The organism is Anaerococcus rubeinfantis (assembly GCF_001487145.1).
Lineage (GTDB): Bacteria > Bacillota > Clostridia > Tissierellales > Peptoniphilaceae > Anaerococcus > Anaerococcus rubeinfantis.
Window position 1 is genome coordinate 1,719,489 of sequence record NZ_LN913016.1, and the last position, 18,391, is coordinate 1,737,879.

The 18,391-nt window shown below is 29.6% G+C and carries 19 protein-coding genes; 5 read left to right on the forward strand and 14 right to left on the reverse strand.

The window, feature by feature from the left end:
* Window positions 1–31 precede the first annotated feature (31 nt).
* The 14 genes from pta to rpmH all read right to left on the reverse strand — a co-directional run bounded on the left by pta (window position 32) and on the right by rpmH (window position 11,672).
* Window positions 32–1,018, reverse strand: a complete 987-nt coding sequence (gene pta / locus BN3265_RS09010; protein ID WP_058991236.1) for a phosphate acetyltransferase — start codon at window positions 1,016–1,018, stop codon at window positions 32–34.
* Between the two features lie 65 nt (window positions 1,019–1,083).
* Window positions 1,084–1,554 (reverse strand): DUF4446 family protein, encoded by a 471-nt coding sequence (locus BN3265_RS09015; RefSeq protein ID WP_058991237.1) that lies wholly within the window; start codon window positions 1,552–1,554, stop codon window positions 1,084–1,086.
* Entirely contained in the window at window positions 1,542–2,147 is a 606-nt protein-coding gene (locus BN3265_RS09020) for a cyclodeaminase/cyclohydrolase family protein (protein WP_058991238.1), read from the reverse strand. The genes BN3265_RS09015 and BN3265_RS09020 overlap by 13 nt, the downstream gene beginning before the upstream one ends.
* Complete coding sequence (locus tag BN3265_RS09025; RefSeq protein WP_058991239.1) at window positions 2,134–2,973, reverse strand: ParB/RepB/Spo0J family partition protein; 840 nt, start codon at window positions 2,971–2,973, stop codon at window positions 2,134–2,136. Before BN3265_RS09025 ends, BN3265_RS09020 begins: the two co-directional genes overlap by 14 nt.
* Window positions 2,974–2,975: 2 nt before the next feature.
* Window positions 2,976–4,013 (reverse strand): ParA family protein, encoded by a 1,038-nt coding sequence (locus tag BN3265_RS09030; RefSeq protein ID WP_058991240.1) that lies wholly within the window; start codon window positions 4,011–4,013, stop codon window positions 2,976–2,978.
* Window positions 3,991–5,205 carry a CinA family nicotinamide mononucleotide deamidase-related protein gene (locus BN3265_RS09035; protein WP_058991241.1) on the reverse strand — a complete coding sequence of 405 codons (1,215 nt, stop codon included), beginning with the start codon at window positions 5,203–5,205 and terminating at the stop codon, window positions 3,991–3,993. The genes BN3265_RS09030 and BN3265_RS09035 overlap by 23 nt, the downstream gene beginning before the upstream one ends.
* Before the next feature lie 74 nt (window positions 5,206–5,279).
* The gene (gene rsmG, locus BN3265_RS09040; protein ID WP_058991242.1) at window positions 5,280–5,909 is read right to left on the reverse strand and encodes a 16S rRNA (guanine(527)-N(7))-methyltransferase RsmG; all 630 of its coding nucleotides are present in this window, start codon (window positions 5,907–5,909) and stop codon (window positions 5,280–5,282) included.
* Window positions 5,902–7,812 carry a tRNA uridine-5-carboxymethylaminomethyl(34) synthesis enzyme MnmG gene (mnmG, locus tag BN3265_RS09045; protein ID WP_058991319.1) on the reverse strand — a complete coding sequence of 637 codons (1,911 nt, stop codon included), beginning with the start codon at window positions 7,810–7,812 and terminating at the stop codon, window positions 5,902–5,904. The genes rsmG and mnmG overlap by 8 nt, the downstream gene beginning before the upstream one ends.
* Entirely contained in the window at window positions 7,802–9,166 is a 1,365-nt protein-coding gene (mnmE, locus tag BN3265_RS09050; protein WP_058991243.1) for a tRNA uridine-5-carboxymethylaminomethyl(34) synthesis GTPase MnmE, read from the reverse strand. The genes mnmG and mnmE overlap by 11 nt, the downstream gene beginning before the upstream one ends.
* Window positions 9,167–9,275: 109 nt before the next feature.
* Entirely contained in the window at window positions 9,276–10,163 is an 888-nt protein-coding gene (gene jag / locus BN3265_RS09055) for an RNA-binding cell elongation regulator Jag/EloR (RefSeq protein ID WP_058991244.1), read from the reverse strand.
* Complete coding sequence (locus BN3265_RS09060; protein WP_058991245.1) at window positions 10,129–10,887, reverse strand: YidC/Oxa1 family membrane protein insertase; 759 nt, start codon at window positions 10,885–10,887, stop codon at window positions 10,129–10,131. Before BN3265_RS09060 ends, jag begins: the two co-directional genes overlap by 35 nt.
* A 41-nt stretch (window positions 10,888–10,928) precedes the next feature.
* Window positions 10,929–11,141, reverse strand: a complete 213-nt coding sequence (gene yidD, locus BN3265_RS09065) for a membrane protein insertion efficiency factor YidD (protein ID WP_049690378.1) — start codon at window positions 11,139–11,141, stop codon at window positions 10,929–10,931.
* Window positions 11,131–11,481 (reverse strand): ribonuclease P protein component, encoded by a 351-nt coding sequence (rnpA, locus tag BN3265_RS09070; protein WP_058991246.1) that lies wholly within the window; start codon window positions 11,479–11,481, stop codon window positions 11,131–11,133. Before rnpA ends, yidD begins: the two co-directional genes overlap by 11 nt.
* A gap of 56 nt (window positions 11,482–11,537) precedes the next feature.
* A complete protein-coding gene (rpmH, locus tag BN3265_RS09075; RefSeq protein ID WP_004815746.1) occupies window positions 11,538–11,672 on the reverse strand; it encodes a 50S ribosomal protein L34 in 135 nt (44 codons plus the stop codon).
* A 779-nt stretch (window positions 11,673–12,451) separates the two neighbouring features.
* Here rpmH and dnaA point away from each other — a divergent pair.
* The 5 genes from dnaA (at window position 12,452) to gyrB (ending at window position 18,383) form a co-directional block, all read left to right on the forward strand.
* A complete protein-coding gene (gene dnaA / locus BN3265_RS09080) occupies window positions 12,452–13,828 on the forward strand; it encodes a chromosomal replication initiator protein DnaA (protein WP_058991247.1) in 1,377 nt (458 codons plus the stop codon).
* A gap of 232 nt (window positions 13,829–14,060) precedes the next feature.
* Complete coding sequence (gene dnaN, locus BN3265_RS09085; RefSeq protein WP_058991248.1) at window positions 14,061–15,173, forward strand: DNA polymerase III subunit beta; 1,113 nt, start codon at window positions 14,061–14,063, stop codon at window positions 15,171–15,173.
* 8 nt (window positions 15,174–15,181) lie between these two features.
* Complete coding sequence (locus BN3265_RS09090; RefSeq protein WP_058991249.1) at window positions 15,182–15,391, forward strand: RNA-binding S4 domain-containing protein; 210 nt, start codon at window positions 15,182–15,184, stop codon at window positions 15,389–15,391.
* The gene (gene recF, locus BN3265_RS09095) at window positions 15,391–16,464 is read left to right on the forward strand and encodes a DNA replication/repair protein RecF (protein ID WP_058991250.1); all 1,074 of its coding nucleotides are present in this window, start codon (window positions 15,391–15,393) and stop codon (window positions 16,462–16,464) included. Before BN3265_RS09090 ends, recF begins: the two co-directional genes overlap by 1 nt.
* A 14-nt stretch (window positions 16,465–16,478) precedes the next feature.
* Window positions 16,479–18,383, forward strand: a complete 1,905-nt coding sequence (gene gyrB, locus BN3265_RS09100; protein ID WP_058991251.1) for a DNA topoisomerase (ATP-hydrolyzing) subunit B — start codon at window positions 16,479–16,481, stop codon at window positions 18,381–18,383.
* The last annotated feature ends 8 nt before the right edge of the window (window positions 18,384–18,391 follow it).

Consider the following 18,391-nt stretch of genomic DNA (forward strand, 5'->3'; position numbering starts at 1 on the left):
TCTTATGACTGTCTCTTTTGCTTATTTTTTATTAATCTCTAACTTGGTTAGCAGTTAAAATTGTAAGTTTATATACGTCTTCTTCGTTACATCCTCTTGATAGGTCATTAACTGGTTTGTTTAATCCTTGAAGTATTGGACCTAAAGCTTCATAGTTTCCAAGTCTTTGTCCAATTTTATATCCGATATTTGCAGCTTGTAGGTCTGGGAATATAAATACTTTTGCTCTTCCTGCTACATCTGAATTAGGAATTTTCTTTCTTGCAACTTGTGGTGAAATTGCTGCATCAAATTGCATTTCTCCGTCAACTTTAAGATCTGGATCCATTTCTTTTGCAAGCTTTGTAGCTTCTTCTACTTTTCTTGCAAGTTCATGTTTTGCTGATCCTTTTGTTGAGAATGATAGCATAGCAACTATTGGATCAATTCCAAATTCTTCAGCTGTTTTTGCTGCTTCTACTGCCACTTCTGCAAGTTCATTTGATTGAAGAGTAATATTTATTGCTGTATCTGCAAATAATAATTTTTCTCCGTTAGGTCCTAGCATAATCATAACTCCAGAAACCCTATTTACACCTTTTCTTGTTTTAATAAGTTGTAGGGCTGGTCTTACTGTATCTCCAGTAGGATTTGATGCTCCTGAAACCATTCCGTCTGCTTTGCCAGTTTGAACTAACATTGTACCAAAGTAGTTATTGTCTTTCTTTAGTATATATTCACCATCTTCTCTGGTGTTTTTACCTTTCCTGATTTCAACGTATTTATCAACTAATTCATCAAGTAATTCACTTTCTCTTGGGTTTATGATTTCAATATCACCTAATTTAACCCCTTCATCGTCTGCTACTTTTTGAATTTCTTCCCTATCTCCCAAAAGTATTGGAACTATAAGTCCATCATTTTGATGTCTAATAGCTGCTCTTAGGACTCTTGAGTCATTGCCTTCTGGAAATACTATTCTGCGGTTTTTACCCCTAATATTTTCAGTAGCAAGCTCCATAACTCCATCGTGTGCCATAATTACCTCCTAATCATAAATCGATATTAGCATATATATTATACCCTAATTAATTAATTTATCTTCTATAATTTTGCTTTTTTTAAACATTCTTTTTCTCTATCAGAAAGTTCAATTTCACTTTCACCATTTGTTATTTCTTTAAGGTAAGTGTTTGAACCATCTTGAGAATAAAGATTTGTCAAAATTATTCCATTATGGTAAGAATCTAAAAGAGTAAGAGAAAATGAATTCCTTCCTCTTTGGCTGTCAAAGGCATCATAATGAACAACTGCCATCTTGCTAACAGCTCCCATTGTAGAGTTTTTTGTATCGGAAGACCTTTGGTCAAGAGATTTAATTTCTCTGTTTGATTGTTCAATTTGATCATTTAATTGTAAAATTAATTCTTCTAGATTTATATCGGGATCTTTACCCCTAAGTAGGTGGTCATATCTTCTTTTTTGTCTTTTTAATTTGTTATTATTGGCCTTAATCATAGAATATTCTAATATAACCAAAATAAACAAGACTACTATAGCTATTATTTGTCCCATTTCTTTTCCCTCTCCTTGATGATTTTCATATTATCCTTATACAATTTATCACAGAAATTTATAATAGATTTGTAATTTGTTTTTTTATGATTTGGATCACTAATATTTTCTTCATTCATAATAAGATTAATAAAGGAAGAATGGATAGCTTCTTTTACAAGCCTAAGACCTATTTCTCCATCGCTGATTGCAGCAATATTACCATGTTTTAAAATAAAATCACAATCTTGCAAAACAATAATCATAAGCTCAATCGTTCTTTTTGGAGCCTTATTGGCATCAACTATATACTTGTCATAATCATTAATCTGATTATCTTTATAGGCCTTAATCAAAACATTTACCTTATCAATATCTTCTTGCATCAAATCTTTTAATTCTTCAGCATATTTTTTAAATTTTTTCTCAAGTTTTTGTGATTTTTTATTTAATCTTTCATCACCATAATCTTTTTTTGCCATCATTAAAATCAAATTTAAACCTAGATTTCCTACAAGACTTGTTACCGCTCCTCCTCCAGGATTTGCTGTTTTTTTTCTGGTGTTATCAATAAGCTCATCTACAGAAAAATCTACCATTTTATTCTTTTCCATTTTTTATTCTCCAATACAAATTTTCTATATCATCAATAGAAACGCAATCTATAGTAACCTTATAATTACCCTTATTCTTTTTGATTTCAACTTTTGAATTTAAAAGTTCAATAAATTTTTCCTCAAAATCTTCAAATAAAATCCTATCTAACTTATCTTCATTGTCAGTTTTTGTTTTTTTATTTTTAGAAATTTTTTCAACTTTTCTTATGTTGGTTTTCCTATTTTTGAAATCATTAAGACTTTTTTTTCTTTCATCTTCATCTTTTATAGAAAGAAGAGTTCTTGCTTGGGAAGGTGAGATATTCCCTTCTTCAAGTTCTTTTTTTGAATTTTCATCAAGTTTTAAAAGCCTTAGAGTATTTCCTATATAAGACCTAGACTTTCCTACAGTTTTTGCTATCTCATCTTGAGTCATTCCATAATTTTTTGAAAGTTCATTGTAGGCATTAGCTTCTTCAAGACCTGATAAATCTTCTCTTTGAACATTTTCTACTATCGATAAAATATCAATATCCTTATTATCAACATTTTTTATTATAGCTTCAATTTCTTTAAGTCCCAATAATTTGCTTGCCCTAAACCTACGTTCACCAGCAATTATTTCATATCTTATTCCATTTTTTCTAAGAACTATAGGATTTAACAAACCATATTTTTCAATAGATTGGCTTAAACCCTCAAGGGATTTGTCATCAAATTTCTTTCTTGGTTGGTCATCTCTAGGATAAATTTTTTCCATAGGAATTCTAACTATGGCCTTATTTTTTTTATTATTTTCTGGAATAAGAGATCCAAGTCCCCTGCCCAAAGATTTGTTTGTCATAGTTAATCCCTCTTTTCATTGTTTATCAGCTTATTTTGGTCAAAAGAAAATTTATTTTTCTTTACTATCCCATCTTCAAAATTTTCATTTTTTTTATCAATTATCTCTTTACCTTCATCTAATTTATTCTCATCACTTAAATTTTCATCATTAGATTGGTCAGAATTTTCTTTGTTATTTTCTTTATTTTTATCTAAATTTTTAATTGCTTTTTTATGCTCTTTTTTATCTTCTGTTTTACAATCATTTGAGTCTTTTTCTAAATTATTTTTCCCAAAAATATTTTCTATAATTTCTTTAGCCAAAGCCATATAAGCCCTTGCTCCTTTTGATTTTTCATCATAAAGGATTACAGATTTTCCAAATGAAGGAGCTTCAGCAAGTTTTATATTTCTTGGAATCATAGTCCTAAAGACTTTTTCTTTGAAAAATCTTTTAACTTCTTCCACAACTTCGTATGATAGATTTGTATTTTTATCAAACATACAAAGCAAAACTCCTTCAATTTCCAAATCTTCTTTTATAGAATTTTTGATAGTATCGTAGGTTTTTAACAATTCACTTACCCCTTCGAGGGCATAGTATTCAGTTTGAATAGGAATTATTATAGAATCGCTCGCTACAAGGGCATTTAATGATAAAAGACCCAATGATGGTGGGCAATCAATTAAAATTAAATCGAAATCTTCTTTTATTTCTTTAATAATTTGATCAAGCATTTTAAGTCTTTCTTCTTGATCAAGGCTAACAAGTTCAACTTCAAGTCCTGATAGGGAATTTTCACTAGGAATTAAATATGGTCCATCTTCACTTTTTACTATGTAATCCTTATAATTACCATCCTCATCATAAAACATCTTATATACTGATTTTTCTTGATTACTTTTATCAAAACCAAGACCAGTAGTTGTGTTTGCTTGAGGATCAAAATCTATAACCAAAACTTTTTTTCCTAATTTTTCTAGGGCTACAGAAAGATTTACAACACTTGTAGTCTTTCCCACTCCACCTTTTTGATTAAAAATCGATATTGTCTTCATAGTCACCTCTCATCATTAAAATAGCAAGGTCCAAGGCCCTGTTTTTTGTAAATAGCCTTGCCTTATTTCTGTCTTTTGCAAAATGGAATTTCTTAATTATTTTTTGATCTTTATATTTTATAGCCAAAAAAACAAGTCCCTTATGTGCATATCCTGTTGTAGCTATGCATAAATCTGAATTTGTTTTTTCATACAAGCCTTCAACCATCTCATCTGCACACTCAAAACTAACAGCACTATATTTGTTAAGTGTTTCACGTGAAACATTTAAAATTTTCTCCTTAATCCTATCGGAATAAGTTATATAGGATTCTTCTATTACATCACTTGCTCCGTTAATATCAATTATTGATGAAGCAATTAGCCCTCCCGTAACAGATTCTGTTGTTGAAACTTTTTCGTCTCTTTTTCTAAGTAAATTTATCAAAGTTTCTTCTTTTTTAAGTCCATCATCAGATATCAAGAGATTTTTAAAGACTTTTTTGACTTCTTCTTCTTTTTCATCTAATAGTTTTTGAGCTTCTTTATCGCTTTTGGCCTTGGCAGTAATTCTTAAAAATCCACCTTCATTATCAAAATAAGGAGAAATAGTTGGATTAGCCGATGACAAATCAATCCTATTTGCCATATCCCACTCACCCAAAAGTCCAATCCTTAAATTTTTAGATTTTATAATAGCATCTTTTTTCAAATGACCTTCAAGCTTATTTACAAACATATATTCCATTTCTCTTGGAGGACCTGGAAGTAAAATGATTTTTGTTTCCTCTCCCATTATACATCCTGGAGCAGTACCTCGATCATTATCTAAAATTATTGCATCTTTTGGAAATTTTGCTTGCTTTAAATTTACATTCATGGCTTTTTTCTTTTTATAAAAATAATCTTCAAGCCTTTTTTTAGATCTTTCATCAACTACTACTTGTTTTTCTTTTCCTAATACTTTTATAGCAACTTCCTTGCTAATATCATCTTCAGTAGGTCCAAGACCTCCTGTTACAAAAATATAATCAACTTTTCCCAAAGCATCTTTCAAAGCCTTATATAGTCTTTCGAAATTATCTCCAACAGTTGCCATTTTATATACGTCTATACCAAATTCTGTAAGTTTTCTTGCTATAAATTGCGAATTGGTGTCGGTAATATTCCCTAATAATATTTCCGTACCAACTGAAAAAATTTGTGCTTTCATAAAACCTCTTTTCTTATAATAGTATAACATAAATCAATAAAAAAATGTTTCACGTGAAACATTTTTTCTTTTTATTATAATGGATTTTTTTTCGCTTGATTTTTTCCTCTAGGATATTTCTTTTTTGTTGACCTTACCTTTTTTATCAAAATATTTTTTCTAGTATTTCCATGTAAGTCGATGGTATCTATATTAATAAGCTCTCCACCCAAAATTTTTAAAGCGTTTTGAGCATCTTTATATTCTTCTTCTGCTTTTGGACCCTTCATAGCTATAAAAATCCCACCAACTTTTAAAAATGGTAGGGAGTACTCCAATAGTGTTGATAGATTGGCAACAGCTCTTGAAATTACTAAATCGAATTCTTCCCTGTGTTCTTTTGCATAATCTTCTGCTCTTACGTGAATTGCCCTTGTATTATCTAGACCCAGCTCTTCTATAACTTCATTCATAAAGTTTACTTTTTTATTTACTGAATCAATCAAAGTTAAGTCAAATTCTTTTTCTATTCTTAAAGGAATTCCAGGAAAACCAGCACCGGAGCCAATATCTAAAACTTTCATTCCCTTATTAATATAATTTTTTATGGTAAGAGAATCCTCGAAATGTTTTATTTTTATTTGATCTGGATCATCAATGCTTGTTAGATTAAATTTTTTGTTTGTTTCAATCAACATTTCTTGATATTTGATAAATTTATCCATTCAATTCACCTGCTTTTAGCCTAATTAGCAAAACATTTATATCAGCAGGAGATACACCAGAAATTCTTGAGGCTTGACCTATTGAATCTGGTTTTATTTTGTTTAATTTTTCTGCTGATTCTTTTTTAAGTCCCTTTATTTTGCTGTAATCTAAATCATGGTCTAATTTTTTATTTTCAAGTTTTTTGAATTTTCCTATATCTGCCATTTGTTTTTTAATATAGCCTTGGTATTTTATTTCAGTTTGGACTTGAATTTGTTGGAATTTTGGAAGAGATGGCCTATCTGGATCCAAAATTTCAAGTTTTTTATAAGTAAGTTCTGGTCTTTTTATTAAATCAAATAAGGTGTATCCAGTTTTTAGTGGACTAGATCCAATTTTTTCCAAAATTTCATTGTTTTCCTTGTTTGGACTAATCATTATATTTTTTAGCCTATCTATCTCTTTGTCAATATTTTCTCTTTTTCTTAGCATTTTTTCATAACGTTCATCTGTTACAAGACCAATTTCATGACCCTTTTCAGTTAGTCTAAAATCAGCATTATCTTGTCTCATGGTAAGTCTATATTCACATCTTGAAGTCATCATTCTGTAAGGTTCATTTGTTCCCTTGGTAACCAAATCATCAATCAAAACTCCAATGTATGCATCTGACCTATCTAAGATAAGAGGTTTTTCTCCTCTTAACTTCAAAGCTGCATTAATTCCTGCAATAAGTCCTTGTCCTGCTGCCTCTTCATAGCCACTTGATCCATTTATTTGACCTGCAAAAAATAGATTTTCAATTTCTTTTGACTCTAAGCTTCTTTTTAAATTTGTAGAATCCAAACAATCATATTCAATTCCATATGCAGGTCTAATGATTTTACAATTTTCTAAACCTTCTATGGTTTTATAAAATTCTTTTTGAACTTCTTGTGGCAGGGTTGATGAAACTCCTTGAACATACATCTCATCTGTTGACAAGCTTTCTGGTTCTATAAAAACTTGGTGGATGTCCCTATCTGGAAATCTTACCATTTTATCTTCTATTGATGGGCAATATCTTGGTCCAATTCCTTTTACGAGTCCACCATACATAGGAGATCTTTCCAAATTTTCCATGATTATTTCTTTAGTTTTTTCTGTTGTATATGTTAAGTAGCAAGCTTCTTGTTTTTTATCTGAAAAATCTTTTTCTTCATTTAAAAATGAAAAAGCTACTATATTGTCATCACCTTTTTGGATTTCAGTTTTTGATAAATCTAGGCTTTTCTTGTCAACTCTTGCTGGAGTTCCAGTTTTAAAACGTCTTAAGGAAAAACCTAATTCCTCTAGGCTATCTGAAAGATGGGTTGCTGCTGAAAGTCCATGAGGACCTGAAGTTTTTTGAAAATCTCCCATCAAAATTTTTCCATTTAAATAGGTTCCTGTACAAATTATACAAGCTTTTGTTGGAAAAATTGCCCCTTGAATTGTTTCGACACTTTTTATTTTTCCATCTTCAATATTAATTTTATCTACTTCTTGTTCAAACAAATCAAGATTTTCTTGGTTTTCAAGAGTTTTTTTCATCTCTTGGTGATATTTTATCTTATCAGCTTGGACCCTAAGTGAATGAACTGCAGGCCCCTTTGAAGTATTTAACATTCTTGATTGGATAAAGGTTTTGTCAATATTTATTGCCATTTCTCCACCCAAAGCGTCAATTTCTCTTACTATATGGCCCTTTCCAGTTCCTCCAATATTTGGATTACATGGCATATCTGCCACTGATTCCATACTTGTTGTAAGAACTAAAGTTTTAAAACCAAGCCTAGCTGTTGCAAGTCCTGCTTCACAACCTGCATGACCTGCACCGACAACAACTACATCGTAGGATTCATCAATATATTTCTTATTTTCTAACTTATTATTTTCCAACACAAAACTCCCTAAATACTTTATCCATTATCTCATCAGAAACAGTTTCTCCTATTATTAATCCCAAATCATCATAGGAAAATCTCAAGTCAACTTCTACACAATCAATTGGAACATATGCTTTTATATCATCTAATGATGATTTCAAATTTTTCATTGAAGAGTTTAATAATCTTTCATGCCTAAGATTTGTAATCATCAAAGATTCCTTGTTTAATTCTTTTGAATCAAAAATTTCAAAAATTGCCCCTTCCAATTTGTCGATTCCATCTCTTGAAATCATTGATGTTTCTATAATTTTGAAAGACTTATCAAAATCATCTTTTGAAATTTTTCCATCTAAATCTGTCTTATTTAAAATTATTATGGCATTTTTCCCCTTTAATAAATCCAAGATTATCTTATCTTCATCGTCAAGCTTTCTTGATTTGTCAAAAATTGCAATTATAAGATCAGAATCTTTTGCCAAGTCTTTTGACCTTTGAACTCCAATTTTTTCAACCTCATCGTGAGTTTCCCTAATTCCTGCCGTATCATTAATTTTTAAGGTTAAATTTCCAAGATTTATATATTCAGTTATAGAATCTCTAGTTGTTCCAGGAATATCTGTAACAATTGCCCTATTTTCATTTAATAAAACATTTAACAGAGAAGATTTTCCAACATTTGGCTTTCCTATTATTGTTGTTTCAATCCCATCTTTTACAAGTTTTCCCTTGTTTGCTGTTGATAAGAGTTTTTTAATTTCATCATAGGCCCTATCCATATATTCAACAATATCATCTAAAGGCAAGTCTTCACCATCTTCTGTGAAATTTATAGAATATTCTATTCTTGATAGGGCTTCAAGCTCAATTTTTCTTATTTCTTCAATTTTTTCTCTCAATAATCCTGATAATTGTTTTAATCCTTGTTCTTGAGAAAGCTCATTTGTTGAATTAATAATATCAAGAACTGCCTCAGCTTGGGATAAGTCTATTCTTCCATTAAGAAAAGCTCTTTTGGTAAATTCTCCCCTATCTGCAAGCTCGCATCCTAAATCCAAAAGCAAATTTAAAATATCCCTTACTGAAATCATAGATCCGTGGCAATTTATCTCACAAATATCTTCTCTAGTATAGGTATTTGGTCCTTTCATAAAATTAACCATAACCTCATCAAAAATACGCCCATCTTTTTCTATATGGCCGTATCTCATCATTCTATTGTCTTTTTCTTTATCTAAAGGCCTGTTATTTATTGGCTTAAAAATCTTTTTAATAATGTCAAAAGATTTATCGCCACTCATACGAACTATAGATATACCACCGCTTCCTTGTGGTGTAGAAATTGCTGCTATTGTAGATTCACTCATAATTCATCCTTTCTAAAATGACTGCTTACCTTTGACATAAACATTCTTTCCATATTATACATTAATTTTACCAATAAAAAAAGATGTTTCACGTGAAACATCCTTTCGATTAATCTAATTTATAATCAACTACAACGAATCTTTTTGGCTCAACTCCTTCTGAGTGAGAATCAAGCTTATCATATTTTGAAATTTGCTCGTGAGCAAGTCTTCTTTCATATGAATTCATATATTTTAAATTCCAACTTTTTCTAGTTTTTAAAACTTTTTTACAAGCCTTATCAGCTAGCATTATGATTTTTTCATCGCGTCTTTTTTTGTAGTTATTTATGTCAATATTAAGCTTAACCTTATTAGATCTAGCTTTGATAATTTTTCTTATTACGGTTTCAATCGCATCAAGAGTCCTACCATTTTTACCTATAACAATACCGGTATCTTTTGGATCGATTTTTGCATCAAGCTTAATAATATTATCTTCAAGATTTCCAATAACTTTTATATCTTCAAAGTGCATTTCGTTTAGAATTTCTTCCAACAAATCTTTGGCCTTATAGTATAGGCTAACTTCATCTTCTTTTTGACCATCATCTTCTGTTTCATCTAATACTTCTTCATTAATATTTTGGTCAAAAGATTCATTTATTTCTTCTATATCTAAATCTTCTGTTGAATTTTTATATTCTTGATCGTTAGTTTCAAAAGAATTTTCTTCTTCAATTTTTTCTGATAATTCTTCAAGATCAAATTCTTCTTCAAGCTCTTTTTTGCTGTCTTCTTCAATTTCTTTCATCAAAGAATCAATGCCTTCTTTTATATCTTCTTCATAAGAAATTCTTACAACTGCATTTTTTTGACCAATTAAGCCTAAAAACCCACTTGATTCTTCTTCTATTACTTCAACATCAACTTCATCAATATTTTTATTAATTTCTTTTAAAGCTAAATTAATAGCTTCATCTTTAGTTTTGGCTGTTTTTACTATTGATCTTTTCATCTTCTTCCTCTTTATCTCTTTTTCTTAGGCCAATCAAATATTGTCCTCCAAGAATTATAAGTCTTGCAAGTGAACTTGTTGTCCAATATAATGGCAAACCTGCAGGAAGATTTCTAAAAACAAAATAATAAACAACTGGCATAGCCAAGAGCATATTATTCATAGAACCCATACCTGGAGTATTTTGAACTTGACCTTGAGGTGAAGTTTTCATTGTAAATATTTGAACACCTAATTGGCTTATACTTGTTAAAAGTGGCAAACCATAAAATAAAGGATCTGCCTTAGAAAGGGTTGGTACCCACAAAAAATCATCTCTAATTGCATGCATTTTACCAGCAAAAACAAATTTATCCGGATTTTGAATTACCCTATATAAAGATAAAAGTATTAAAAGTTGGAAAATCATTACCAAGCAAGAAGAAAGTCCAGGTCCTACTCCTTCTTCCTTATATAATTGTTGCATTTTTTGTTGCATTATTTGAGGATCATAGGCATATTTTTTCTTTATTTCTTCAACTTTTGGTTGAATTTCTCCACTTTTTGCCGCTTGTTTTTGTTGGTTCATAGTCATTGGTATTGTGATTAATGATACCAAAACTGTCATTAAAATAATTGAGATAGCATAAAAACTCATATTAGATGGTTCAGTAAAATTGTTTACCAAAGAATCATAAATAAGTTTCATTAGGCTACCCAAAATTTGTGCTATAAAACTTAACATTATCTCTCCTAATCTCTAGTGTAAATATAAAAAATCAATTGCTAGGCCGGATCATATCCTCCTTTAGAAAAAGGATTGCACCTTAGAATTCTCCAACAAGCCTTAAAAAAGGCTTTTAAAAAATTATACTTTTTAAAACAGTCAATGGCATATTGGCTACAAGTAGGATAATATTTACATTTTCCAGAGCCTAATAGTGGAGAAATAAACAATTGATAAAATCTAATTAATATTAGAAAAAGTTTATTTAACATATCTAATTTTCTTATCCTTAAAGGCTTTATTAAGTACGTGTCCCAAAGAAGATTTAAGTTTTTGATAAGTAAAATCTGTAGTGTGTTTTTTTGGAACTATAATTATATCAACATTATTAATATTTTTATAATTTTCATAAACTATTGACCTAAGTCTTCTTTTAAGTTTGTTTCTTTGGTTGGCCTTACCTATTTTTTTAGAAATAGAAAAGCCAAACCTTGGCCTATTTACACCGTTATTTTTAATAAAAACGGTAAAATCTCTATTGTAGTAGTGCTTAGATTTTTTATAAACTCTTTCAAAGTCTACATTCTTTCTTAAACTATATTGTTTTTCCATTAGAATAAAACCTAACTTTTATCTACCTACAATATAAAAAAGCCGCAGCTTTTTTATTATGCAGATAATTTCTTTCTTCCCTTTTGTCTTCTGGATTTTAAAACTCTTCTTCCAGCGGGAGTTGACATTCTTTTTCTAAAGCCATGGTCTTTTTTTCTTTTTCTTCTATTTGGTTGATAAGTTCTCTTCATATTATCACCTCCTATTATTTTACGCTGTCTTTTATTATATTTAAATAACGGTATAAAGTCAAGGTTTTAAAGAAAAAAATACAAAAAATTTTAAATATGATTTTACTATCAAAAATAAGGAAAATTTTAAAAAATATATAAGTAGGTTTTTTAAAAAATTTCTAAAACCATCAATTGATTAATTATAAAAATAAAATTCAAAATAAAAAATAAACTTATACAAATATCCAGCAAATTTAAATTTTTATTTTCTTGTGGATAAGTAATTTTAATTATATTTTATCCACAAGAGCTTTGTATAAGTTTTTATATGTATAAATTTTTACTTTTTTGAAAAGTTTTTTTTACAAATCGATTAAAATAATGATTTGTGCACAAAAATATTTACAAATTTACATAATTTATCAAGATATCCACAATATCCACATACTTTTAATATTCCTAAATTTAAATTTTTTTATCTTATCCCAAACTTATCAACAATTTGTGGATAACTTTACAAAATGGCTATATTAGTGTATAATCTCTTGTGTAAAAGATGATGATAAGTCAATTTTTTATTGATTTATGGATATTTTTTGTGGATAAATTTCTATAAGTCTATTATTTAAAAATTTTTACTCTATTATTATTTGTAAAAATAAAGATTTATCTTATCCACATCAAACTTATCCACAACTTATCCAAAATTTGGGGATAAGTCAAAAAATATACTTAACTTGTTAAAATTTAAGACTTTGTTTTGTGTGGATAAAATTTTATGAAAGAGAGCTTGTAAGATGAATCTAGAATACATAACTAATGAATTAAAAGAAAAAATGAAAATGAATGTTCCAGATCTTCAACAATATGAAACTTGGATTGGAATTTTAAAACCCTTAAATAAGTATGAAGATACTATTTATTTGGAAATTCCTAAAAATGATACTAAGTTTATTTTTGACCAAATTTGGGTTCCTCAACTCCAGGCAATATTAAATGATATTAATAAAAGAGAAAACAAGGCTTATAAGCTTGAAATTGTTGCAAAAGATGGACCAAATTATGATGAAATTTTAACTCTTGGCAAAAATGTTGATGAAAATGGCCAGCTTAGGCTTAATAATGTAAACAAATATCCTAAACCACTTCTTGAAAAAAATAATGTTTTTGAAAATTTTGTTCAAGGAAAATCAAACCAACTAGCACTTGCAGCAAGCCAATCTGTTGCAGAAAATTTGGCTAATTATAAGGTTTCAAGAGTTTATAATCCTCTTTTTATATATGGAGCAAGTGGACTTGGAAAAACCCACCTTATGCAGGCTATAGCCCATGAAATTCTCGAAAAAAGAGACGATTGCTATGTGATGTATCTTTCTAGCGAGAAATTTACTAATGAAATGATTTCTGCTGTTAGAAATAATACAAATGAGGAATTTAGAAAAAAATACCGTTCGGTTGATATGCTTTTGATTGATGATATTCAATTTATTGCCAATAAAACCGGAACTCAAGAGGAATTTTTCCACACTTTCGAGGACCTTTATAATCAAGGAAAACAAATTGTAATTTCTTCAGATAGGCCTCCAAAAGAAATTAAGCACCTAGAAGATAGGCTTGTTTCAAGATTTGGTTGGGGAATTATAGTTGATATTTCAAAGCCTGATTTTGAAACTAGGGTTGCAATTTTACAAAAAAAACAAGATGAGCTTGGTGCTGTTGTAGATTATAAAATTTTGGAATATATAGCAGAAAATATAGAAACAAATATTAGAGATCTTGAGGGAGCCTTGGCAACTTCAATTGCCTGTGCAAAATCAAATAATAGATCTTTTGTAAGCCTTGATGATGCAAGACTTGGAGTAAGTTCTAGAGTTCACAAAGACAGCAAAAAAATAGATGCAGAAGATATACAAAAGAAGGTTGCTGAAAGATACCATGTAAAATTGTCTGATCTTAGAGGAAAATCTAGAAAAAAAGAAATTGTAATGCCAAGACAAATTGCCATGTATCTTTGTAGAGATCTCTTATCAATTTCTTTGGTAAGCCTTGCCAATGAATTTAACAGAGACCATACAACAATTATGCACGGTCATGATAAAATAAAAGATATGATGGAAGAAGACCAAGATTTTAGACAAGAAATTGAAGATATAATTAAAGAAATAAAATCTTAGTTATCCACAAATTGTGTATAAGTTTGAGGATAAGCTTGTTTATAAGCTTAACTTTTAAAAAATAAAATTTTGGCTTGTGGATTGTGTGGAAAAGTGGATTACTTATAAAAACTTATCCAAAACTTATTATCTAGTTTTTTTCTTTATAAATACAGTTTTATAAGACTTATCCACATATATACACTACCTAATACTAATACTACTAAGTTTATATAATATTTTAGGAGCAAACATGAAAATAGAAATTCAACAAAGAGATTTATCAAATAAAATTTCCATAGCTATGAAAGCTGTTTCGAGAAAAACCAATATACAAATTCATGAATTAATATACTTTGAAGCAAAAAATGACACCCTAACTCTTACATCATCTGATGGAGAAATATCTATTCTTACAAAATCATCTTGTAAGGTTATAGAAGAAGGTGAAATGGCAATAAATGCAAATATAATTTCAAATATTGTAAGAAAACTTCCAGATGAGATGATAAAAATTGAGCTTTCTGATTCAAAAATAAAAATAAAATGTAATGGATCAAACTTTAATATCCTAGCTTTTGATTATTATGAAAAGAAAAATTTGAAAATACCAAGTGTTGATTATTTGGAAATTCAAAATGATAAATTAAAAAGATCAATTTCTCAAACAGAATTTGCAACAAGTTTGGATGAAACAAAACTTGCCCTTACAGGAATTTTGTTTGAATTAAAGGATGGATATTTAAATTTTGTAGCCCTTGATGGTTATAGGGTTGCCCTTAAAAAATTAAAATTATCCTATCCAACATCAATGGATAAGGCTAGACTTATTATTCCTAGAAAATCTATTTCTGAATGGACAAGAATAATTGATGATGAAAAAATTACAAAAATTTATAAGGACGACAAGGATATAATTTTTGAATCCGGAGATACTACCATGTATTGCAAGGTAATTGATAAAAATTATATAGATTATACAAATATAATTTCAGATATTTCTACAACAAGTCTTTTTGTTGATAGGCAAGAGCTTATAAATTCTTTGGAAAGGGCCCAATTATTAAATAACACCCAAAGGGCAAATCTTATAAAAATAAATATAGAAGATGATAAGTGTATAATCGAATCAAATTCTGAAATTGGTGATTTGAAAGAAGTTTTACAAATTCAAAAAGAAGGCTATGATGTAAAAATTGCCTTTAATGCAAGATATTTAATTGAAGGGGTTAAGGCTTGTGATACACAAACTATAAGGATGAATTTAAAATCTTCCCTAAATCCATGCCTAATTTATCCAAATGAGTCTAAATATGAAGATGAGGAATTTACTTACCTTGCCCTCCCAGTTAGACTTGCAGAATAGGAGTTTTTATGGAAAAAATAGAATTTGAATGTGAAATGATTTTAGCCAAAGACCTACTAAAGGCAACGGACATAGCCCAAAGTGGAGGAGAAGCCAAACATCTTATAAAAGAATATGGAATTTTGGTAAATGGAGAAGAATTTTTCCAAGCAGGAAAAAAACTTTACAAGGGCGATAAGGTAGAATTTGACCATCAAATTTTAATTAGTCTTGTATAATGTGGATTCAAAATTTAAAACTTAATAAGTTTAGGAATTATCTTTTTCAAAATATAGAATTTAATGAAAATATAAATATATTTTTGGGAGATAATGCCCAAGGAAAGACAAATTTACTTGAAAGCATATATTATTTGGCAAATGCAAAAAGTTTTAAATCTTTTAGGGACAAGGACCTTATCATGTTTAATGAAAAAGAAATTGCCCTTGAAGGTACTATTAGAAAGGGAGAATCTTTCAAAAATGTCCAAATAAGTGTAAAGGAAAATAAAAAAGATATTTTTGTAAATGAAATAAAATACGACAAAAATAAGGACTTAAAATCACTTTTTAAGTTGGTTTTGTTTACACCGGAAGATTTAAATATAATAAAAGATGGGCCAAATTTTAGAAGAGACTTAATTGATGATATAATAATTAGTGTTAATTTTAGCTACAAGTCTTTGAAAAAAGATTTTGAAAAAATTCTTAGCCAAAGAAACAAATTATTGAAAAATCAAAGGTCAAAATATTTTAAAACTGAACTAATGGCCTTTGACCAGCAAATAATTAGGCTAAATTACAAAATTTATAGGTTTAGGGAAAAATATATTTCCCTAATAAATACCTATGCAAATAAAAATCATTTAAATCTTACAGAAAATAAGGAAAATTTAACTATAATCTATAAACCAAATATCAAAGCAAATTCAATGGAAGAATATGGGGAAAAATTTTCGAAAAATATTTTAGATGATTTAAAATATTTTAGGACTACATCAGGCAGCCAAAGAGATGAAATTGATATAATAATAAATGGCAAGGATACAAAAAAATTTGGATCTCAAGGTCAACAAAGATCTGCTATTTTAAATATCAAGCTTGCCAATGTAAATTTAATAGAAAATACCAGCCAAGATAAGGCCATAATCTTATTTGACGATGTTTTTTCAGAACTTGATGAAAAAAGATCTAATTTTTTGTTGGAAAATTTAGGAGAATTTCAAACAATTATAACTGCAACCAACACCAAAAGTTTGGATGGGGTTGATAGGAGTAAAATTAGAAAAATAAAAGATGGTCACATTAAATAATAGAAAGGAAGCTTATGGCAAATACACAATATAATGCATCGAACATTAGGGTCCTAAAAGGGCTTGAACCAGTAAGACTTAGACCTGGTATGTATATAGGATCAACAAGTGAAAGGGGACTTCACCACCTAGTTTACGAAGTTGTAGACAACTCAGTAGATGAGGCTCTTGCAGGTCGTTGTGACTACATAAAAATAAGTATAGATGAAAATAATATAGTAACAGTAGAAGATGATGGGTCAGGAATTCCTATTGAAAAACATCCTCAAACTGGAAAATCAACTCTAGAAACAGTTCTTACAGTTTTACACGCTGGAGGAAAATTTGACGATAAGGCTTACAAGGTTTCAGGAGGTCTTCACGGAGTTGGAGTTTCAGTTGTAAATGCCCTTAGTGAATATTTGATTGCAGAAGTAAAAAGAGAAGGTCATATTCATAGGATGGTTTTTGAAAGAGGAAAACCTACAACAGATCTTGAAATTATTGGAGATACAAAAGAAACTGGAACAAAAATAACCTTCAAGGCAGATCCAGAGATTTTTGATGTAACAGTGTATGACAAACACACTTTAGAAAATAGGTTTAGAGAAATGGCCTTTTTAAACAAGGGCGTAAGACTTATTTTTGAAGATAAAAGAGATGGATCAGAAGTTGAATTCAAATATGATGGTGGAATTAAAGAATTTGTTGAGTACTTAAACAGAAACAAAAGTCCACTATTTAAAGAGATCCCATATTTTGAAGGTCGTCAAGAATCTACAGAAGTTGAAGTTTCTTTCCAATACACAGATTCTTATAGCGAAAATATCCTAACATTTGCAAATAATATTTACACAGTAGAAGGTGGAACCCACCTTTCAGGATTTAGGTCAGCCTTAACCAGAAGTGTAAATGATTATGCTAGAAAATATAATTTATTAAAAGAAAATGAAGATAACCTCCAAGGTGATGATGCCAGAGAGGGAATTACTGCAATTATTTCAGTTAAAATTTCAAATCCTCAATTTGAAGGACAAACCAAGGGAAAACTTGGGAATAGTGAGGTAAGAGGAGCAGTAGATGCATTTTTCTCAGAACATATGGGAAATTTCTTGGAGGAAAATCCAAAAATTGCAAAGACTATAATCCAAAAAGCCCTAGCATCAAGAAGGGCAAGAGAGGCTGCAAGAAAGGCTAGAGATTTAACAAGAAAAAGATCAATTCTTGATTCAACAACTCTTCCAGGAAAACTTGCCGATTGCCAATCCCAAGATATAGGAGAAAATGAAATTTTTATAGTCGAGGGTAATTCAGCTGGTGGATCTGCAAAAGGTGGACGTGATAATAGGATCCAAGCAATTCTTCCTTTAAGAGGAAAAATAATGAATGTAGAAAAGGCAAATCTTGATAGGATTTTAAATTATGAAGAAATAAAATCAATGATTACAGCTTTTGGGACAGGAATTGGATCGGAATTTGATATAAGTAAACTTCGTTATGGAAAAATAATAATCATGACCGATGCCGATGTCGACGGAGCTCATATTAGAACCTTGCTTTTAACATTTTTCTATAGGTACATGAAACCACTTGTAGATGGAGGTCATATTTATATAGCCCAACCACCACTTTATAAATTATCAAGCGGCAAAAAAGAAAGATATTGCTATACAGAAAAAGAATTAGATGAAATTATAAAAGCGTGGGAAACTGACAATTACAAAATTTCTAGATATAAGGGTCTTGGTGAGATGAACGCAGAGCAATTGTGGGAGACAACCATGGATCCAGAAAATAGGGTCTTACTTCAAGTATATGAAAAAGAAGATTCACAAATGTCAACAGACGCAACATTTTCAATGCTAATGGGTGAGAAGGTAGAACCTAGAAGAGAATTTATCGAAGAAAACGCCCAATATGTTGAAAACTTAGATGTCTAGGAGGATAA